Genomic DNA, 17,315 nt, shown 5'->3' on the forward strand with positions numbered 1-17,315 from the left:
GAACACCAATGCATTGCCTGACCGTTCTTTACCCGACGCCCGACGATCCATCGGCCTTCAGGGCCTACTACGTCGACAAGCATGCCCCCCTGGCAGCGACGCTCCCTGGTCTGGTGCGTCATCATTACGCTTTCCCCCAACGACTCGGACCGGGGGAGGCGCCGTTCTGCATCTTCCAGGCATTCTTCTCCGATGCGGCTGCGATGGACGCGGCGCTCGGTTCGGAGATCGGCCGGAAGGTCGCAGCCGACGTGCCAAACTATTCGCCCAAGGGGGCGACACTCTGCCATTTCAAGATCGAAGGCGCGTAATGGGCCATCATGCCGAACCGGCCGGTTTTCGAGCAGCCGCATCGCGGTTCGCGACGGGCATTACCGTCGTCGCGACCGTCGATGAGGATGGCGCGCCGCTCGGCATGACCGCCAACAGCTTCACGACCGTTTCGGCAAACCCGCCGACGGTGCTTGTCTCTCTCATGCACGGGCGGACGTGGCAGGCTGTGGCCACGTCCGGCGTCTATTCGGTCAATGTCCTGCATGCGGAAGACGCCGCGATCTGCGCGCACTTTGCCGGAAGGCCCTTGTTGCGCGACGCTCCGCCGCTCGTCGCTCGCCAAGGATTTTTCGTGCTCCCGCAGGCGATCGCGCAGTTCGCCTGCGAGGTGGTCCAATCGATCGATATCGCCGACCACACGCTCTTCATCGGCGAGGTGCGCTGGTGCCGGCACAATGAGGGAACGCCTCTCGCATTCTACGCCAGCCGTCTTCGAAGGGGCGTCGGGATGGAAATCTCTTCCGCGGATAACGTTGCCTATCCCGGTGACGGATGGTGGACTTGAGACCTCTGTTGTTGCGCCAGGAGCCAAAGCGTCAGTCTTCTTCAATCCGAATTCCAGCCTCGCTCACAGCGCTCAGAATGCGGTCGATGTCTTCGGGGCTCAGTACACGGCCTTCACAAATCTGATTCAACTGATCGAATGTGATCTTGCCGCTCCGTTCGCCAATTTCGATGGCTCGTCGTATGATGTCCGGCACTAGCATGTTCTCACCTTTTCGGTCGCCCTACTGGGTTATCGCATTTGAGGGCTTTCGCTGCGGCCATCCTTCGAGACGCCCGCTTTGGGCGGGCTCCTCAGGATGAGGATCGAATGCGTGGCGGCAGTTTCAACGGGCACTGATGCTGATGAGCCTCATCCTGAGGAGGCGCGTTAGCGCCGCCTCGAAGGACGAGGCGTGCGCACCGGTCGCCGCCACGATTCATATGCGGTAGCAGCTATACGTTCCGCCGACCAATGCAACCCAGCGCATTGCAGATGATCCGCGCGACCGCAATCGCTCCAAGATTCTGCACATCGCGCTCGGGAACGAATTCGACGATGTCCAGGCCCACTATTCTGGACTTTGCCGCGACACCCCGTATGAGGTCGATAACGTCGAAATAAGACAGTCCGCCCGGCTGTGGGACGAGCACGCCGGGGATGACCGATGGATCAAGACCGTCGCAATCGATGGTCATCAGGCACTCGCCGTCATCCTCGATCGCGCCGAGCACGCTTTCGATCCCGTGACGCTGGACATGTCTTGCCGTGAAGATCTTCGCGCCCCACGCCTTTGCATCGTCGAATTCGGCGCGACCGGAGCCGCCGATGCCGCGCAAGCCGACCTGCACGATGCGCTTGACCCAGGGCAATTCGCTGGCGCGCCGCATCGTGCTGGAGAAGGTATAGCCCGATCCGTTTCGCTGATCCCGCCAATCAAGGTGGGCGTCGATCTGCACGACTGTCAGTCCCTTGCAGTCCTGGAACGCCTCGAAGAAAGGAATGGGGACGGAATCATCACCGCCCAGGAGGATCGGAACGGCGCCGACCGAAGGACGGCCTGCGTGGCTGCTCTGATGGCATCACGGTTGCTCTCCGGCGTCATTGGGTCGGTCGGGACGTTTCCACCGTCCAAGACCCTCATTTTGCTCGGATCGAGCAGCTCGGCGTCCTGATCGAAATCCCAGCGGGTGAGATCGCTCTCATAGTGACGCAGCGCGCGACGGATGACGTCGGGCGCTCTTGGGGCATGGCTGGTCTGACCTGCGAGGTACGGGGTGGCATCCGACGCGCCGAACAGGATCGCGTCAGCCGCCGGCAGTGGGGCGGTCAGGTCGCAGGCCTCAACACCCAGGAATGTCGTCATTTCGGGATGCACTACGCGTATCCATGGATCACCCGCGCGTCCGTCAACGTGCCTCGCTCGACCGTGTTCCGGTCGGTATCTCGATGTCCCCTGGAATGCCGCTGTCACTTGGAGGGTCTTGAACGTCTGGAACTCTCATGCGTTAGTCGGCGGCGCCATCCGGCATGACGATGCGGCCACGGAGTTCGGTTCTTGCTCAGACTTTACAGGTGGCCGTCCGACGACTGGCACGGCATCGGCGCGGAAATGCCCACGGAGGTCATCTGGGCCGATCTTCTAAACGGTACCGACGAGGAAAAGCAGTTCGTCGAGCGGCTGCTCGGCATCCGCATTCCCTCGGAAGACTCGCTCAGCGAGATCGAGGCGTCGAGCCGCCTGATCTTCGACCACGGCACGCTCTATCTCAGTTCGCCCGCGGTCCGGGTCACCGAGGCCGACGAGGCCGAGATCACGCCGGTGGGCTTCGTCATCGGCCCGCATGTGCTGGTGACGGTGCGCTTTGCAGAGCTGCCGATCTTCGACGACATCGGCAAGCGCATCGGCTCCGATGACAGCCTGGAGAACGGCATGTGCGTGTTCGTCAGCCTGCTCGAGGCCATGATCGATCGCGGCGCCGATGTCCTGGAGCATCTCGGCGGCAAGGTCGACCAGCTCTCGCGCGGTGTCTTTAGGGGCGGGCTGGTGCGCACCCAGCGCCCGGTGCGCTCCAGCCGCAGGATGCGGGAGGCCCTGGAGACTGTCGGCGAGCTGGCCGACCGGCTCGCCAAGGCGCGCGATGTCCTGCTCGGGGTGGGCCGCGTTGCCGCGTTTGCCGGCGACGTCGGCAGCGAGTGGATCACGGCATCCTCGAAGAAGCGTCTGGAAGCCGTGTCCAAGGACGTCGTCTCGCTCAGCGATTACGAGACGCGATTGTCGGACAAGATCCAGCTGCTGCTCGATGCCGTGCTCGGCTTCATCAACATCCAGCAGAACGAGCTGTTCAAGATCCTGACGATCGTCTCAGTCGTCGGCGTGCCGCCGACCATCATGGTCGGCATCTGGGGCATGAACTTCAAGCACATGCCCGAATTGGACTGGAGCTTCGGCTATCCGCTGGCCTGGCTCGCAATCATCGCCAGTGGCCTGTTGCCGCTGATCTGGTTCAAGCGGCGCGGCTGGTTCGAGTGATGGCAGCGGCGCATCGTTCAAACGATGCGCCGCTGCTCGATCATGCGGCCTTGGCGTCCGCCTTGCTGATCCAGTCGCGGGACAGCGTCACATCGGCCTGCGACAATTGGTGGCCGGCTGGCAGCACCTTGTGATCGACGCGCGCGCCGGCGTCCGACAACAACGCCGCGAGCCGTGCCGAATTGCCCGCCGGCACGATCGGGTCGGCCTGGCCGGACAACAGCATCACCGGCTTGCCGCCGAGCGCAGCCTTTGGCGGATCCGACAACGGCACCATCGCGCGCAGCAGGATCGCGCCGGCCAGCACGTCAGGCTGCAGCAGCAATAGCGCCGCGGCGATGTTGGCGCCGTTGGAGAACCCGACCGCGATCGGCGCGGCGATGCCGTAGCGTTGCCGCGCCTCCGCGACGAAGTCGCCGAGCTCGTTCGCGCGGCGAGCTACGTCCTCCTCGTCGAACACGCCTTCGGCGAGACGGCGGAAGAAGCGCGGCATGCCGTGCTCGAGCACGCGGCCGCGCGGCGAAAGCAGGGCAGAGCCGGGCGAGATCATCTGGCCGAGGCCGAGCAGGTCGTTCTCGTCGCCGCCGGTGCCGTGCAGCAGCAGCAGAGGTGGAGAGCCCGCGTCGCCTGCGGGCTCGAAACGATGGATGAATGCAGTCTCGGTCATGACGCGGTCTCTTCCAGATTCGGCAGAACGCCCTCGATCTGCTTGCGGTGCGGTTCGAGGAAAGCAGGCAGCTTCAGCTCGCGCCCGAGGCTCGCCACGGGCTCGTCCACGGCAAAGCCGGGGATGTCGGTCGCGATCTCGAACAGCACGCCGCCAGGCTCGCGGAAGTAGATCGAGCGGAAGTAGTTGCGGTCGCGCTGCTCGGTCGGGTGCAGGCCGTGATTGCTCACGAGCCTCTCGGCCATCTGGCCCTGCTCGGCATCGTCGGCCGCGCGGAAGGCGATGTGGTGCACCGACCCGCCGCCCTGATGCCCGCGCAGAAAGCCCTTCGCCTCGTAGACGTCGACGACGCTGCCCTCGGCATCGCCGGGCGCCTTGAAGCGGATCACCGAGCCCTCGCGCCCGGTCTCCTTGAAGCCGAACACGTCGGTGAGGATGGCCGCCGTCTTCGCCGCGCTGTCGAGCAGCAGGGTCACGCCGTGGAAGCCGCGGATCGCATGCTCGGCCGGCACGTCGCCATTGCTCCAGCCCGGCTCGTTCTCGGCACCGGGGATGCCGACCAGCGCGAGCGCCATGCCATCGGGATCGGTGAACGGCAGCACGGACTCGCCGAAGCGCTTCTCCAGCGCCTCGTACCGAATGCCCTTCTCGGTGAAGCGCTGCGTCCAGTAGCCGAGCGAGCGCTGCGGAACGCGGAAGGCGGTCTGATGGGTCTCGCCGACGCCGCGGCGCCCGGCCGAGACGCCGGCCCACGGAAAGAAGGTCAGGATGGTGCCGGGGCGGCCGGTCTCGTCGCCGTAATAGAAGTGGTAGGTGCCGGGATCGTCGAAATTGACCGTCTTCTTGACGAAGCGCAGGCCGAGATCCCGCGTGTAGAAGCCGAAATTGCGGATGGGATCGCCGGCGATCGCGGTGACATGGTGCAGTCCAGACATTGTCGTCCTCCAGGTTCGGGGAGCGGTCTTGCTCTGGCCGGAAATATCGTTCCGCTTTAGATTGGAGACAATCCATGCAAATATGACGGCTATGTCTACGATTTGGAAACAGTCGACGGGGCGATCCCTTGGATAAGCTCGGCAGCCTCCGGGCCTTCGTGAAGGTGGTGGAAAGCGGCAGCTTTGCCGAGGCCGGCCGGCAGCTGCGGCTGTCGCGCTCGGCGATCAGCAAATACATCGCCGACCTCGAGGAGAGCCTCGGGGTCCAGCTTCTGAACCGCACCACAAGGCACGCCAGCCCGACCGAGAACGGCCAGCGCTATTTCGAGCGCGCGGTCGTGATCCTCTCGGAGATCGAGGCGGCGGACCAGGCGGTGACGCAGGCGCAATCGGCGCCGCGGGGACTGCTCCGCGTCAACGCGCCGATGTCGTTCGGCACGATGCGCCTCGGGCCCGTGCTCGCCGATTTCATGGCGCGCTTCCCGGAGCTGCAGCTCCAGATCGTGCTCAGCGACGATCTGCTCGATCCCGTGCAGGACGGCTTTGACGTGACCTTGCGGATTGCGGAGCTGGAATCGTCCAGCCTGATCGCGCGCAAGATCATGCCGGTGGCGCGCATGATCTGTGCGTCGCCGGATTATCTCGCCCGGCACGGCACGCCAAAACATCCGCAGGATTTGCGCGAGCATGCTTCGCTGACCTACGGCTTCCTGCTGACGGGCAATCAATGGAAGCTCACCGGCCGCGACGGCGATCACTGGATCCAGCCGGCATGGTCGCTCTGCGTCAACAATGCCGAGGTGCTGCGCGACGTCGCAGTCAAGGGCAGGGGGCTCGCGCTGCTGCCGGAGTTCATTGCGGCCGATGCGTTGCGGAAAGGCGAGTTGCGGACAGTGCTGGATGATTATTCCGCGCCGCCGCTAGCGCTCTATGCGGTCTATCCGCCGACGCGGCATCTGTCGGTGAAGGTGCGGCTGTTCATCGATTTTCTGGTGGAGCGGTTCGGGCGGGAGGATGAGGAAGTTGGCGGGCGCAGACGTGCGGAGGCTGGGTCGTGAAGCCACGAATCTGCCGGGGCAACGGCTCGCAGCGCCAGTCTAGGGACTCTGCCGCTGAAATTGTGAGTGGCATGGGTTCTCCCATTGTCAGCGTTGTTGACAGTGATTCCTCGGAGTTACTCTTGCGCGAATGATAAGATGAAGTCCGGCAACCAGCAGAGGCCATGATGATTGTGCCTCTGCTGAGAGTCCCGCGCAGTGGCTGGATAAGATTATATCGCAACGGAGACTTGAACTTTCTTCCCGTGGCTTGAGACTCATATTCGCGTCCCGACTTCGCCTCAGGACAGAGAGAGTTCAGCCGCTGTCGGGCGTTGCCGAGGGCTCTCTTCCGTGCCACCGCGAAGAGCCTGGCTCGATGAGTCGCCCGCACTTCTCGACTTGGTTTCAACAAGCGCAGGAGGAAGCTATGCGGAAGTCTCTCACCTTTTTCCTTTCTGGTGTGGCATTGGCCGTCGCGGCGTCAACCGCCGTAGCCGGTGAGCGGGTGCTCGAGTTCAAGCTCGTCACCAAGCCGCTCGACCTCAAGGTCATAGAGGCCGCAAACGTTGAAGGACAGACGGTCGTGTCCGGGAAATTCTTCGGAGTGGCCGTCTTCAGCGATGGCCGTATCGGCGTGAAAGAGTTCATCAATAGTTCGGACCAGCTCAAAGGGTCTGGCCCCTTCTTCGGCTATAGCACTTACACGTTCGAGGAAGGCTCGATTACGGCGCGCTACACCGGATCGGCCAAAGACGGCAAATCGACGGGCGAATACACGATTCTGTCGGGCACTGGTGCCTACGCGAATGCAACGGGTACGGGAACCATCGAAAGCGCGCCGAACCCATTCAAGGGTGTCAACCTGCTCAACATAAAGCTGGTCGTTAAAACTTCGGGCTCGTGATAGCGAATGCTAACAGGTCCCGCACGAAGGTGGTTGATCTCTTGGGGGGCGCGCTGCCCCGGCCGGAAACACAGCGCCGGCCGGGCGACCTGCTGAAGAACCGGCTGGAGTCGTGGGATTGATCTTTCCGCTTGGCCAGCCGCTGGTGCCGCAGGAGAGAACGCTTGGGAGCTCCGACCTGCGCAAATCTAGCTGACAGATTGCTGTCCGGCAGGTTCAAGCAGATCATTCAGCGCTTGCATCGACGCCTGTCGAATCTCGGCGAGTTCGCGTGCGGCACTGTCGAGTTCGGCAGGTGACATCGCGGGTGCCGCCAGCTCGACGTCGCGGCTGCGCTCGAACAGGCGGACGAGGCCGAGCGCACTTGCCGCGCTGCCAAGTTGATGCGCGGATCGTGCGAGGTGCTTGTGATCGCCCGCCGCCGCGGCGTCGGCGATGTCGTGGATCAATCGTTCTCCCGTCTGCTGGAGCAGATGGTGGAGCTTGTCGATTTGCGCGGCGCCCAGCAGCTCCCGCTGGTCGTCGAGGAAAGGCCGATCGATCAGTTCGGTCGCCGGGCGTTGCGCGGCTGCCGGCTCGGCCACCAGATCATCCTCGATCGCCTCGCGCAGCGCGTTGACCAGGATCGGCTTGCTGACGACCTTGGCGATGCCGGCGCCGGCAAGCCGATCGCGGGCGCGGCCGGAGACGTCGGCGGTCACGGCGATGAGGCGCGGCATCTTGGCAAGTCCGAGCTCGCCGATCCGGAAGGCCGCCTCCACGCCGTCCATGTCGGGCATGTGCAGATCCATCAGGATGACGTCGAAGGCCTGATCGCGGGCGAGCTCGACGGCTGCGGCGCCGTTCCTGGCGATCGTCGTGTGGTGGCCGAGCCGGTGCAGGATCGCTGCGCCGACCTCGCAATTGACGGGGTCATCGTCGACCAGAAGCACGCGGAGCTGCCGCGACGGCGGCGCAAGCGCGCCTTGCGCCACGCTGCTTCCGGCAAGCCCGAGCGGCACTTCGAGCGTGAACGTGCTGCCCGCGCCGGGCGCGCTCTCGACCTTGAGCTCGCCGCGCATCAGGCGGGTGAGACGGCGCGCGATCGCAAGGCCGAGGCCGGTGCCGCCGAAGCGACGCGCGATGCTGTCGTCGGCCTGGACGAAATCCTCGAAAATCCGCTCGTGCAGCCCGGGCGCGATGCCGATGCCGGTGTCGCGCACGATGATGCACAGCAGGAGGTGATCGCCGCGCCGCTCGGTTGCCGCGCTCACGCCGATGCCGCCGCTCGGGGTGAACTTGATCGCGTTGCCGATCAGGTTGAGCAGGATGCGGTTGAGCCTGACGGGATCGCCATGCGCGGCGGTGTCGACCGTGTCATCGCAGGCGAGATCGAAGCTCAGGCCCTTGTCGAGGGCTTGCGGACGCATCAGGTCGCCGGCGGCTTCGATCAACTGGTCGAGACGGAAGTCGCGCGTCTCCAGCATTTCCGTGCTGGCCTCGAGACGCGCATATTCCAGCACCGCATCGACCAGCGCGATCAGCGTTTCGCCCGACGCCGCCGCGGTGGCAAGATGGCGGCGCTGGGCCTCGCTGAGGCTGCCGTCGTCCAAGAGTTGCAGCACGCCCATGACGCCGTTGAGCGGCGTGCGCAACTCATGGCTGACGACGGCGAGGAAGCGCGACTTGGTCTCATTGGCCGCGACCGCCGCGCGGCGCGCGCGCTCGGCGGCGTCGTGCTCGGCGAGCGCGTGGTCGCGGGCCTTCTCCAGCTCGGAGGTGCGCTCGATCACCTTGCGCTCGAGCGTGGCGTAGGATTCGCGCAAATGCGCCGCCATGCGGTTGAACTGCTCGCCGAGCGCCTCCAGCTCGTCGCCGGTCTTGATCGCGAGCCGCGAGTTGAGGTCGCCGCTGCCGATCCGCCTGGCTCCTTGGGTCAGCAGCTGGATCGGCACGGTCATGCGCCGGCTGAGAATGAGCGAGACCAGCACCGCGCAGGCGAGCAGGATCACGAGCAGGAAGGTCGAGCGGCCGATCGAGGCATAGATCGGCGCGTAGGCTTCGGTAAGCGGCAGCTCGACGAACACCAGCCAGCCGAGCGAGGGCACGGTCGCATAGGTCGACAGCACGCGCTGGCCGGAGAGATCCTCCTTGACGAGGCCGCCCGAAGGCGGCCCGATGCCGTCGAGCGCGGCGCGGACGTCGGCATGGCCGGAGAGATCGCTGCGCTGGAGCGCCCGCCATAAATCGGGATGCGCGATCAACACGCCCATGCGGTCGACGACATAGGCCTTGCCGGTGTTGCCGACCCTGATTCCCGTGACGAGGTCCCAGATGAAGCGCAGATTGACCTCGGCGACGATCACATCGGGAGCGCGCCCGGTGCCGCGCGTGGCGAGCGTCATGAAGGGCTCGGTGTCGCCGAAGAAATAGACGGGACCGTAATAGGCCCGGCTGTCATTGGCACCGCGGAAGGCGGCTGAAGCGGAGAGATCGGCGTTGCTGCCGACCTTGTCGGCGATCCGGCGCGATACGCGCAGCTGCTCGCGGCCTTCCGAATTGAGCTGGGCGATCTCCGCGATCGCAGGCGAGAGGCGCAGGAGGCGGATGGCGTTCAGCCGCTCGTCCTCGTGGGTCGACAGCTCCGGCGGCAGGCGCGCGAGCCACCTGATCTGGTTCTCGATCTGGCCGATGAACTGGCCGATCTGAATCGCTGCGGAGGCGGCCTGTTCGCGCTGGGTCGCCGCCAGCAGCTGCTTCTGCTCGCGATAGGAGAACCAGACGTCGAAGCTGGTGTTGATGGCGAGCGCGGCGAAGGCGAGGGCGACGATCGAGTAGAGATATTTCCTGAACAGCCGGCCGGAAGGCGTGCGCGAAGGTTCCTGGTCGCCGGGATCGTTCACTCGCGGATCTCGTCGGCGCGCGCGAGCAGCGTGAACGGGATCGTCAAGCCGAACGAGCGGGCGACCGTGCGGTTGATCAACAGCTCGTATTTGCGCGGCGATTGCACTGGAAGGTCGCCGGGCTTGGTGCCGCGCAGGATCAGGTCGACGTAATCGGCCGAGCGCACCTCGAGCGTTGGGCCGTAGCTCATCAGCCCGCCGGCATCGATGAAGTAATGGAACGGATAGATCGTGGGCACGCGGTATTTGGCGGCGGCCGCGACCACCGCCTTGCGGTTGACCACGAGGAAGCTGTCGACCAGCGCCACCATCGCCGCCTTGGGCAGTTCGGAAAAGCGCTTGACGGCGTCGTCGATCTCCGCGGGCGCGTTGACGGGCGCGGGGATCACGGAGACGCCGGATGCGGCAGCCTCCTGCTCGATCGATTCGAGGAAGAAGCGTCCGCCGCGCGGGGTGGTCGCGGGGTTGAACAGGATGCCGACCCGCGCGACGTCGGGCACGGCCTCGCGGATCAGCTGGAGCCACTTGCCGCCCATCTCGGCGCTGCTGTTGGTGAAGCCGGTGGCGTTGCCGCGGGGATGCGCGAGGCTTTCGACGAAGCCGTTGCCGACCGGATCGTTCGCGGTCGCAAACACGACCGGGATGGCCTTGGTGGCGGCAAGGACGGCGGCGGTCTCGATCGTCGACCCCGTCAGGATCACGTCCGGTTGGAGGTCGAGCAATTCCTGGACGGCCATCTTCAACCTGTCCGGCGCGCCGAAGGTGGAACGGAGCTCGAGGCGGAAGTTGACGCCTTCGACCCAGCCGCGCTGCCGCAAGCCGGCGACGAGGTTGCCCAGGCGAGAGCTTGCGCTGTCGATCATGCCGCGTCTGGTCAGCTCGTCGTCGAGCGGCAATGCGGTGAGTGAGGCGACGATCCGCATGCGATTGTCGGTTGCGCCGAGCGCGATCCATCCCGCGACCGACGCAGTCGCGAGGCGAATGAAGCCGCGGCGATTGACCGCCGAGGAAACGAAAGATCGCCCCGTCATGGACTAAGTTGCACGATCGCCTTGCTTTGCTCGATGCTTAGCGCGAAAGCGGGGTGCCCACAATCGGCGAAAGGCGCATGTGAATGTTCGTTCGCAGGCTTTCGATCTGGTGCCCGGCGGCCTAGCGCCGCAGCGTGAACGCGTCCGCGCTGCGCCGTTGCTCCCATTTCGCCTGCTCCAGCTCGGGCCGGTCGCACTCGATCTCGGGATAGCCGATGCAGAGATAGGCGATGAACTTCCAGCTGTCAGGCACGTCGAGAACAGCGTGCATGCGCGCAGGGTTCAGTATCGACACCCAGCCGAGGCCGATGCCCTCGGCGCGGGCAGCGAGCCACATCGCGGTGATGGCGGCGACCACGGAATATTCCGTCGTTTCAGGCATGGTCGCGCGGCCGAGGCCGTGGCCGATGTCGCTGCCCTTGTCGGCGAACACGGCAAGATGGCCGGGCGCCTGCTCGAGGCCGGACAGTTTCAAGGTGGCATAGCGTGCGGCGCGGTCGCCGGAGTAGCAGCTCAGCGCGTCGGCATTGCACGTCCTGAAATCTTCGACCACGGCGCGGCGCGTTGCAGTATCATTGACGATCACGAAGCGCCAGGGCTGGCTGAGGCCGACCGAAGGCGAGAGGCAGGCGGTCTCGATCAGGCGATCGATCGCCCCCTCCGGCAGCGGATCGCTGCGGAAGCGGCGCACGTCGCGGCGCCACACGAACAGCTCGCGTAAGTGCTGGCGGAAGCTATCGTCGAACTCGACCATGAGGTCATCGCCCCATTTGGAAGGACGCCGCCACCAGCAGGATCAGGATCTCGCCCGTCTGCTCGAACGCGCCGAGGATGTCGCCGGTCTGCCCCCCGATTTGGCGGATGGCAAGCCGCGCCAGCAGCAGGCCGGCCAGTGACAGCAGGATCAGGCCGACCAGCGCCTTGCCCGGCCCCAACGTCAGGGCAAGCGCAAGCGTTCCAAGCGCGAAGGCGATGGCCACGCTGCGCCCGGGCGGCGCCCCGGCGCCGGCAGAGAGGCCATCAGGCCGCGCCGACGGGACTAGCGACATGAAGGCCGGCAGGCCGGCACGGGCAGCAACGTGCGCCGCGCACAGCGCGAGCATGACGGCCCATGGATTTGCGATCGTCGCAAGCGCGCTCCAGCGCAGGCCGAACGATAGGATCAGGGCGCAGACGCCATAGGTCCCGATCCGGCTGTCGCGCATGATCTCGAGCTTGCGCTCGCGCGTGCGGCCGCCGCCGAGGCCGTCCGCGGTGTCGGCAAGTCCGTCCTCGTGCAGCGCGCCGGTGATGAGGGCGGTCGTGGCTAGCACGAGGAGGGCGGCAAGGCTCGGCGTCAGTCCGAAGCGAATGGCGATCTTGTAAGTGAGGGCGCCGGCGAGGCCGACCAGCAGTCCCGCGACCGGCAGCGCCCACATTGCCCGCGCAACGGCGCCGTCGCCCGCAGGCTTCGAGGATGCCACCGGCAGGATCGTCACGAACGATGTCGCCATCTTGAGATCGGCGAGGATGTCCTTGAGGTGCTCGGCGCGCGGGATCATTTCAGCTTTAACGGCAGGCCGGCGACGACGAACTCGACCTCGTCGGCGACACCGGCAATGATCTGGTTCATGATTCCGGCGGCATCGCGGAAGCTGCGCGCCAGCGCGTTGTCGGGCACTATGCCGAGGCCGACCTCGTTGGTGACGAGCACGACGGGGCTGTTGAGGCGGGGCAGCGTGTCGGCGAGCTCTCTCACCTCTCGCTCCCAATCGCGCGCCGCATGCATCAGGTTTGAGAGCCACAGCGTCAGGCAGTCCACCAGCCTCGCGCCGCCACCTTCGGTCGAGAGCAGCGCGGGCACGAGATCGAGCGGCACCTCGCGCTCGAGCCAATCGGCTCCGCGCCGCGCGCGATGTCTTGCGATGCGTTCCTGCATTTCGCCGTCGAGCGCCTCGGCCGTCGCGACGTAGACGGGCTGGCCGGCAAAGCTGCGCGCGCGCGCCTCCGCCCGGGTGCTCTTGCCCGATCGCGCCCCGCCGGTGATCAAGATGATGGCCATAAAGGTCTCCTGCCGCAGCACTAATCATCAAACGCGGCCAAAGACAAAGCCGAAATCAGGCAGCGAGGGGCTTGCGCTCGGCCGCCGTCTTGCGCAACAGGGGCGGGACAGGAGCTGGATGTGGACTTTGCGGGCGCGATGGTGGTGGCGATGGCGGTGGATGCCCTTCTGGGCTGGCCGGCGTGGCTGTTCGCGCGGATCGGGCATCCCGTCACCTGGCTGGGCGGGCTGATTGCCGGCATCGACACCGCCTTGAATCGCGCGTCCGATCCGCCGGCGTTGCGCCGAGCCGCGGGCGTCGCCGGCGCGCTTGCGGTGATCGCGCTCTCCGCGGCGCTCGGCTGGGCGCTGCAATCACTGCTTCCTTCGGGCTGGATCCAGATCGTGCTGATTGGCATCCTGGCCTGGCCATTGGTCGCGCTGCGCTCGCTGCACGATCATGTCGCTGCCGTGGCCACGCCCTTGCTGGCCGGCGACGTCGCCGCCGCGCGCGAAGCGGTCTCGCGCATCGTCGGCCGCGATCCCGCAAGCCTCGATCAAGCCGGCATCGCGCGCGCGGCGATCGAGAGCCTTGCCGAAAACGCCTCCGATGGCATCGTGGCGCCGGTGTTCTGGGGCGCACTGTTGGGCTTGCCCGGCATCCTCGGCTACAAGGCGATCAACACGCTGGACTCCATGATCGGCCATCGCAGCGAACGCCACGAAGCCTTCGGCTGGGCGGCAGCGCGCATCGACGACGTCGCCAATTTCGTCCCGGCGCGGCTGACCGGATTCCTGTTCGTGCTGCTGGCACCGCAGCGGTCGGAATCATTGGCCTGCATGACGCGCGATGCGCGCCGGCATCGCTCGCCCAATGCCGGTTGGCCGGAAGCGGCCATGGCCGGCGGACTCGGTGTGCGGCTCAGCGGTCCCCGCATCTATCACGGCAGCGCGACCGAAGAGCCCTGGCTGAACGAAGGCGCGCGCGATCCGCGCGCCGCCGACATCGTCGAGGCGCTGACGGTCTATCGCCGCGCCATGCTGCTGGTCGCAGGCCTGCTTGCGATCCTGGCTTTCGCGTGAAACAACGGGGCATGCGCGAGCACGGTGGAAATCTGGACCAGGCCCAGCAGCGTTTTGGCGGACGCGCGGAGGACTGGATCGATCTGTCGACCGGGATCAACCGGCTGCCGTATCCCGTGGGCGAGGTGAGCGCGCGCGCGTGGAGCGCGCTGCCATCACGCGCCGAGATCGAGGCCCTGCATCGGGCCGCAGGGCACGCGTACCGCACCGGCGCGCCCATCGTTGCGCTTGGCGGCGCGCAGGCTGCGATCCAATTGCTGCCCCAACTTGCGCGGCCCGGTCGCGCGCGTATTCTCGCGCCGACCTACAATGAATATGCCGGCGTGCTGTCTGCCGCAGGCTGGGAGGTGCAGGAAGTCGGAGAGCTTGGCGCGCTGCCGGGCGCGGATCTCGCCATCGTCGTCAATCCTAACAATCCCGATGGCCGGCGTTCTGCGCCACAGGATCTGCTCGCGCTGCTGCCCCGCGTCGGCCGTCTCGTCGTCGACGAGAGCTTTTCCGATGCCGATCCGCAATCGTCGCTTGCACCAGAAGCGGATCGGCCGGGACTGTTGATCCTGCGGTCGTTCGGAAAGTTTTATGGCTTGGCCGGCCTGCGGCTCGGCTTCGCCATCGCTCATGCCGCCGACATCGACAAGCTTGCCGCCGTGTCGGGTCCATGGCCTGTTTCGGGCGCGGCGATCGAAATCGGCTGTCGTGCCTTGCGCGATCAGACTTGGGCCGAGGCGACGTCGGCGCGGCTCGCGCGCGACTGTGTTCGCCTCGATGCAATGGCGCATTCGCGAAGCTGGCGGCTCATCGGCGGCACACCGCTGTTTCGCTTGTACGAAACGGCCGACGCGGTGGCTGCGCAGGAGAGGCTCGCGCGCAGCCACATCTGGTCCCGCGTGTTCGCGCAACAGCCGACATGGCTGCGCCTCGGGCTCCCCGGCAGCGAAGCCGAATGGACGCGCCTTGCCGAGGCCCTAGCGCGCTAGCGCGAGCAGGCCTTCGACGTCGAGATGCTTTTCGATGTGATCGGCCAGCGCCTCGAGCGCGCTCTCGACGCTGGCGCGATAGGGCTCGTCGCCCGCGGGAATGTCGAGTTTGGCGAGGTATGCCTTGCGGAAATCATCCGACGTGAACAGGCCGTGCAGATAGCTGCCCTGCACACGGCCGTCGCGCGAGATCGCGCCTTCCGCCTCGCCGTCCAGCTTGGCGAAGGGGCGGGCGTGATCCGGGCCGTCGGTGCGGCCGATGTGGATCTCGTAGGCCTGGATCGGCTGATCCGTCGCGGCATGCACGGCCGTAACGCGCGTGAGGGTCTTTTGCGGGCTCATCACCGTCTCGACATCGAGAAGCCCGAGGCCCGGCGTGTCGCCCGCAGGTCCTTCGATGCCTTCGGGGTCGGCGACGCTGCGTCCCAGCATCTGATAGCCGCCGCAGAGGCCAAGCACATGGCCGCCCCTGCGGTAATGCGCGAACAGGTCGACGTCCCAGCCCTGCGCGCGCAGGAAGGCGAGGTCGCCGCGGGTGGATTTTGAGCCAGGGATGATCACGAGCCTGGCATCGCCGGGAATGGCTTCGCCCGGACGCACCATCACGAGATCGACACCCGGCTCGAGCTTGAGCGGATCGAGATCATCGAAATTGGCGATGCGCGATAGCGCCAGGCAGGCGATCTTGCATTGGCCCGGCTTGCGCGCATCGCGCAGGCCGAGCGCGTCTTCGGCCGGCAGCTCGCCGGCGCGCGGAAACCAGGGCAGCACGCCGAGGCCGCGCCATGCGGTCTTTTGCTCGATCAGCCTGTAGCCGTCGTCGAACAGCGTGGGATCGCCGCGGAACTTGTTGATGACGAAGCCAGAGATCATCGCGGCATCGTCGGGGTCGATCACCGTCCTGATGCCGACCAGCTGGGCGATGACACCGCCACGGTCGATGTCGCCGACCAGCACGACCGGCGCATTCGCCTTGCGGGCAAAGCCCATATTGGCGATGTCGGACTTGCGCAAATTCACCTCGGCCGGGCTGCCGGCGCCTTCGACCAGCACCAGATCGGCGCGCTCCTTCAGCCGTTCGAAACTCTCCAGCACCGCGCCCATCAGCGACGGTTTCATCGCCGCGTAGTCGCGCGCGCGTGCGGTCGCGATGCGCTTGCCGTGGACCACGACCTGCGCGCCGACATCGGTCTCGGGTTTGAGCAGCACCGGGTTCATGTCGGTGTGCGGCTCGACACCGGCGGCGAGGGCCTGCAGCGCCTGGGCGCGGCCGATCTCACCGCCATCGACGGTGACCGCGGCGTTGTTCGACATGTTCTGCGGCTTGAACGGCAGCACGCGCAGACCACGGCGCGTAAAGGCGCGCGCGAGGCCGGCGACGATGAGCGACTTGCCCACGTCCGAGCCGGCGCCCTGAATCATCAATGCGCGTGCCATTGAAGCTAGAACTCGACGCCGGCCTGCGCCTTGATGCCGGAGCGGAAGGGATGCTTGACCAGCGTCATCTCGGTGACGAGGTCGGCGATCTCGATCAGCTCGTCCTTGGCGTTGCGCCCGGTGAGCACGACATGCGTCATCGCAGGCTTTTGCGTCGTCAGGAAATCGACGACTTCGGCGATGTCGAGATAGTCGTAGCGCAGCGCGATGTTGATCTCGTCGAGCACGACCATGCGCAGCCGCTCGTCGAGGATCAGCTCCTTGGCTTTCTCCCAGCCGGCGCGCGCGGCAGCGATGTCGCGGGTGCGGTCTTGGGTCTCCCAGGTGAAGCCTTCGCCCATCGCGTGGAACTGACAGAGTTCGCCGAAATGGCCGGTGAGCAGGCGCCGTTCGCCGGTATCCCAGGCGCCCTTGATGAATTGCACCACCGCACAAGGAAAGCCATGCGCGACGCAGCGGACGATCATGCCGAAGGCCGAGGAGGATTTTCCCTTGCCCGCGCCGGTGTGGACGATGATCAGGCCTTTTTCACCGCTCTTGGTCGCCATGATCTTGTCGCGAGCGGCCTTCTTCTTCGCCATTTTGGCGGCGTGGCGGGCGTCGGTTTCCTCGGTCGTGTGGGTTTCCGGTTCAGGCGTCATCGGTCCCGGTCCTTCGGCTTGACAAGTGGCGGCCACCGGCAAATGGTGGCCTGGCGTTGGTTCCTGTCCTATGACAGGCGAAGAGGGAATGCGATAGGGTCCGAATCTGCAAAGATTTGGGTCCAAAATGCAGCCGCCCCCGCGACCGTGACCGGAGAGATGCCCGAAGCCACTGATTCCTTTTGGGATCGGGAAGGCGGGGATCGAAGGGCCAAAACCCTGCTCCGCAAGCCGGGAGACCTGCCAGCGCGGACGAGTTTTGGACCGGCGGACGGGGTGTTCCGCGACGGGGAAGCGGGCCTTTCTGGAGAATGGTCCGTGCGCCTCATCGCCTCCCGCTGTTATCTG

Annotated in this window: 19 protein-coding genes and 1 riboswitch; of the genes, 7 read left to right on the forward strand and 12 right to left on the reverse strand. The window is 65.9% G+C overall.

Translation table 11 applies throughout. The annotated features are described in order from the left end of the window. Window positions 1-8 precede the first annotated feature (8 nt). Both I6F20_RS28800 and I6F20_RS28805 read left to right on the forward strand, forming a co-directional pair. Complete coding sequence (locus I6F20_RS28800; RefSeq protein WP_057030019.1) at window positions 9-311, forward strand: EthD family reductase; 303 nt, start codon at window positions 9-11, stop codon at window positions 309-311. After that, a complete protein-coding gene (locus I6F20_RS28805; protein ID WP_225128893.1) occupies window positions 311-838 on the forward strand; it encodes a flavin reductase family protein in 528 nt (175 codons plus the stop codon). Before I6F20_RS28800 ends, I6F20_RS28805 begins: the two co-directional genes overlap by 1 nt. A gap of 31 nt (window positions 839-869) precedes the next feature. Here the strand turns inward: I6F20_RS28805 and I6F20_RS28810 are convergent, their stop codons facing one another. From I6F20_RS28810 to I6F20_RS28820, 3 genes are all read right to left on the reverse strand, one after another. Further along, window positions 870-1,040: an RNA polymerase sigma factor region1.1 domain-containing protein gene (locus I6F20_RS28810; protein ID WP_036005446.1), complete on the reverse strand. Its 171-nt coding sequence runs from the start codon at window positions 1,038-1,040 to the stop codon at window positions 870-872. A gap of 232 nt (window positions 1,041-1,272) precedes the next feature. Next, window positions 1,273-1,851, reverse strand: a complete 579-nt coding sequence (locus I6F20_RS28815; protein ID WP_225129008.1) for an arginase family protein — start codon at window positions 1,849-1,851, stop codon at window positions 1,273-1,275. Beyond that, window positions 1,782-2,183 carry an arginase family protein gene (locus tag I6F20_RS28820; RefSeq protein ID WP_225128895.1) on the reverse strand — a complete coding sequence of 134 codons (402 nt, stop codon included), beginning with the start codon at window positions 2,181-2,183 and terminating at the stop codon, window positions 1,782-1,784. The genes I6F20_RS28815 and I6F20_RS28820 overlap by 70 nt, the downstream gene beginning before the upstream one ends. A 192-nt stretch (window positions 2,184-2,375) precedes the next feature. Here I6F20_RS28820 and I6F20_RS28825 point away from each other — a divergent pair, with 192 nt between their 5' ends. Continuing rightward, window positions 2,376-3,350 carry a magnesium transporter CorA family protein gene (locus I6F20_RS28825; protein WP_225128897.1) on the forward strand — a complete coding sequence of 325 codons (975 nt, stop codon included), beginning with the start codon at window positions 2,376-2,378 and terminating at the stop codon, window positions 3,348-3,350. Between the two features lie 40 nt (window positions 3,351-3,390). Here I6F20_RS28825 and I6F20_RS28830 read toward each other — a convergent pair whose 3' ends face one another. Together I6F20_RS28830 and I6F20_RS28835 are read right to left on the reverse strand one after the other, a co-directional pair. Beyond that, a complete protein-coding gene (locus tag I6F20_RS28830; RefSeq protein WP_225128899.1) occupies window positions 3,391-4,017 on the reverse strand; it encodes an alpha/beta hydrolase in 627 nt (208 codons plus the stop codon). Beyond that, on the reverse strand, window positions 4,014-4,952 hold the full coding sequence (locus I6F20_RS28835) for a ring-cleaving dioxygenase (protein ID WP_225128901.1): 939 nt from the start codon (window positions 4,950-4,952) through the stop codon (window positions 4,014-4,016). Before I6F20_RS28835 ends, I6F20_RS28830 begins: the two co-directional genes overlap by 4 nt. 128 nt (window positions 4,953-5,080) lie before the next feature. Between I6F20_RS28835 and I6F20_RS28840 the strand changes: the two genes are divergently transcribed. After that, the gene (locus I6F20_RS28840) at window positions 5,081-6,010 is read left to right on the forward strand and encodes a LysR family transcriptional regulator (RefSeq protein ID WP_225111814.1); all 930 of its coding nucleotides are present in this window, start codon (window positions 5,081-5,083) and stop codon (window positions 6,008-6,010) included. 409 nt (window positions 6,011-6,419) lie between these two features. Beyond that, window positions 6,420-6,896 carry a hypothetical protein gene (locus I6F20_RS28845; RefSeq protein ID WP_225111815.1) on the forward strand — a complete coding sequence of 159 codons (477 nt, stop codon included), beginning with the start codon at window positions 6,420-6,422 and terminating at the stop codon, window positions 6,894-6,896. Window positions 6,897-7,084: 188 nt separating this feature from the next. Here I6F20_RS28845 and I6F20_RS28850 read toward each other — a convergent pair whose 3' ends face one another. From I6F20_RS28850 to cobU, 5 genes are all read right to left on the reverse strand, one after another. Next, window positions 7,085-9,778, reverse strand: coding sequence for a hybrid sensor histidine kinase/response regulator (locus I6F20_RS28850; RefSeq protein WP_225111816.1), 2,694 nt, complete (start codon window positions 9,776-9,778; stop codon window positions 7,085-7,087). Next, a complete protein-coding gene (locus I6F20_RS28855; RefSeq protein ID WP_036023477.1) occupies window positions 9,775-10,809 on the reverse strand; it encodes an ABC transporter substrate-binding protein in 1,035 nt (344 codons plus the stop codon). Before I6F20_RS28855 ends, I6F20_RS28850 begins: the two co-directional genes overlap by 4 nt. A gap of 121 nt (window positions 10,810-10,930) precedes the next feature. Continuing rightward, on the reverse strand, window positions 10,931-11,563 hold the full coding sequence (gene bluB / locus I6F20_RS28860) for a 5,6-dimethylbenzimidazole synthase (protein ID WP_036034966.1): 633 nt from the start codon (window positions 11,561-11,563) through the stop codon (window positions 10,931-10,933). 4 nt (window positions 11,564-11,567) lie between these two features. Then, the gene (cobS, locus tag I6F20_RS28865) at window positions 11,568-12,350 is read right to left on the reverse strand and encodes an adenosylcobinamide-GDP ribazoletransferase (protein ID WP_036005415.1); all 783 of its coding nucleotides are present in this window, start codon (window positions 12,348-12,350) and stop codon (window positions 11,568-11,570) included. Further along, on the reverse strand, window positions 12,347-12,850 hold the full coding sequence (gene cobU / locus I6F20_RS28870; protein WP_225128902.1) for a bifunctional adenosylcobinamide kinase/adenosylcobinamide-phosphate guanylyltransferase: 504 nt from the start codon (window positions 12,848-12,850) through the stop codon (window positions 12,347-12,349). The genes cobS and cobU overlap by 4 nt, the downstream gene beginning before the upstream one ends. Before the next feature lie 120 nt (window positions 12,851-12,970). Here cobU and cbiB point away from each other — a divergent pair, with 120 nt between their 5' ends. Next, complete coding sequence (cbiB, locus tag I6F20_RS28875; RefSeq protein ID WP_036023485.1) at window positions 12,971-13,912, forward strand: adenosylcobinamide-phosphate synthase CbiB; 942 nt, start codon at window positions 12,971-12,973, stop codon at window positions 13,910-13,912. 11 nt (window positions 13,913-13,923) lie between these two features. Further along, window positions 13,924-14,889, forward strand: a complete 966-nt coding sequence (gene cobD / locus I6F20_RS28880) for a threonine-phosphate decarboxylase CobD (protein ID WP_225128903.1) — start codon at window positions 13,924-13,926, stop codon at window positions 14,887-14,889. Here cobD and I6F20_RS28885 read toward each other — a convergent pair. Beyond that, complete coding sequence (locus I6F20_RS28885; RefSeq protein WP_225128904.1) at window positions 14,878-16,326, reverse strand: cobyric acid synthase; 1,449 nt, start codon at window positions 16,324-16,326, stop codon at window positions 14,878-14,880. The genes cobD and I6F20_RS28885 overlap by 12 nt on opposite strands. Window positions 16,327-16,331: 5 nt before the next feature. Next, entirely contained in the window at window positions 16,332-16,967 is a 636-nt protein-coding gene (cobO, locus tag I6F20_RS28890; protein WP_057029997.1) for a cob(I)yrinic acid a,c-diamide adenosyltransferase, read from the reverse strand. A 40-nt stretch (window positions 16,968-17,007) separates the two neighbouring features. Then, window positions 17,008-17,229: riboswitch (cobalamin riboswitch) on the forward strand. The last annotated feature ends 86 nt before the right edge of the window (window positions 17,230-17,315 follow it).

Source organism: Bradyrhizobium sp. IC3123, assembly GCF_020193625.1.
Taxonomy (GTDB): Bacteria; Pseudomonadota; Alphaproteobacteria; order Rhizobiales; family Xanthobacteraceae; genus Bradyrhizobium; species Bradyrhizobium yuanmingense.

Bases quoted from the DNA above. Each gene is read 5' to 3' on its own strand.
- cobO (WP_057029997.1), bottom strand. From the start codon at position 16,967: ATGACGCCTGAACCGGAAACCCACACGACCGAGGAAACCGACGCCCGC.
- bluB (WP_036034966.1), bottom strand. From the start codon at position 11,563: ATGGTCGAGTTCGACGATAGCTTCCGCCAGCACTTACGCGAGCTGTTC.
- I6F20_RS28855 (WP_036023477.1), bottom strand. From the start codon at position 10,809: ATGACGGGGCGATCTTTCGTTTCCTCGGCGGTCAATCGCCGCGGCTTC.
- I6F20_RS28845 (WP_225111815.1), top strand. From the start codon at position 6,420: ATGCGGAAGTCTCTCACCTTTTTCCTTTCTGGTGTGGCATTGGCCGTC.
- I6F20_RS28805 (WP_225128893.1), top strand. From the start codon at position 311: ATGGGCCATCATGCCGAACCGGCCGGTTTTCGAGCAGCCGCATCGCGG.
- I6F20_RS28885 (WP_225128904.1), bottom strand. From the start codon at position 16,326: ATGGCACGCGCATTGATGATTCAGGGCGCCGGCTCGGACGTGGGCAAG.
- I6F20_RS28810 (WP_036005446.1), bottom strand. From the start codon at position 1,040: ATGCTAGTGCCGGACATCATACGACGAGCCATCGAAATTGGCGAACGG.
- cobU (WP_225128902.1), bottom strand. From the start codon at position 12,850: ATGGCCATCATCTTGATCACCGGCGGGGCGCGATCGGGCAAGAGCACC.
- cobD (WP_225128903.1), top strand. From the start codon at position 13,924: ATGCGCGAGCACGGTGGAAATCTGGACCAGGCCCAGCAGCGTTTTGGC.
- I6F20_RS28835 (WP_225128901.1), bottom strand. From the start codon at position 4,952: ATGTCTGGACTGCACCATGTCACCGCGATCGCCGGCGATCCCATCCGC.
- cobS (WP_036005415.1), bottom strand. From the start codon at position 12,350: ATGATCCCGCGCGCCGAGCACCTCAAGGACATCCTCGCCGATCTCAAG.
- I6F20_RS28820 (WP_225128895.1), bottom strand. From the start codon at position 2,183: ATGACGACATTCCTGGGTGTTGAGGCCTGCGACCTGACCGCCCCACTG.
- I6F20_RS28830 (WP_225128899.1), bottom strand. From the start codon at position 4,017: ATGACCGAGACTGCATTCATCCATCGTTTCGAGCCCGCAGGCGACGCG.
- I6F20_RS28800 (WP_057030019.1), top strand. From the start codon at position 9: ATGCATTGCCTGACCGTTCTTTACCCGACGCCCGACGATCCATCGGCC.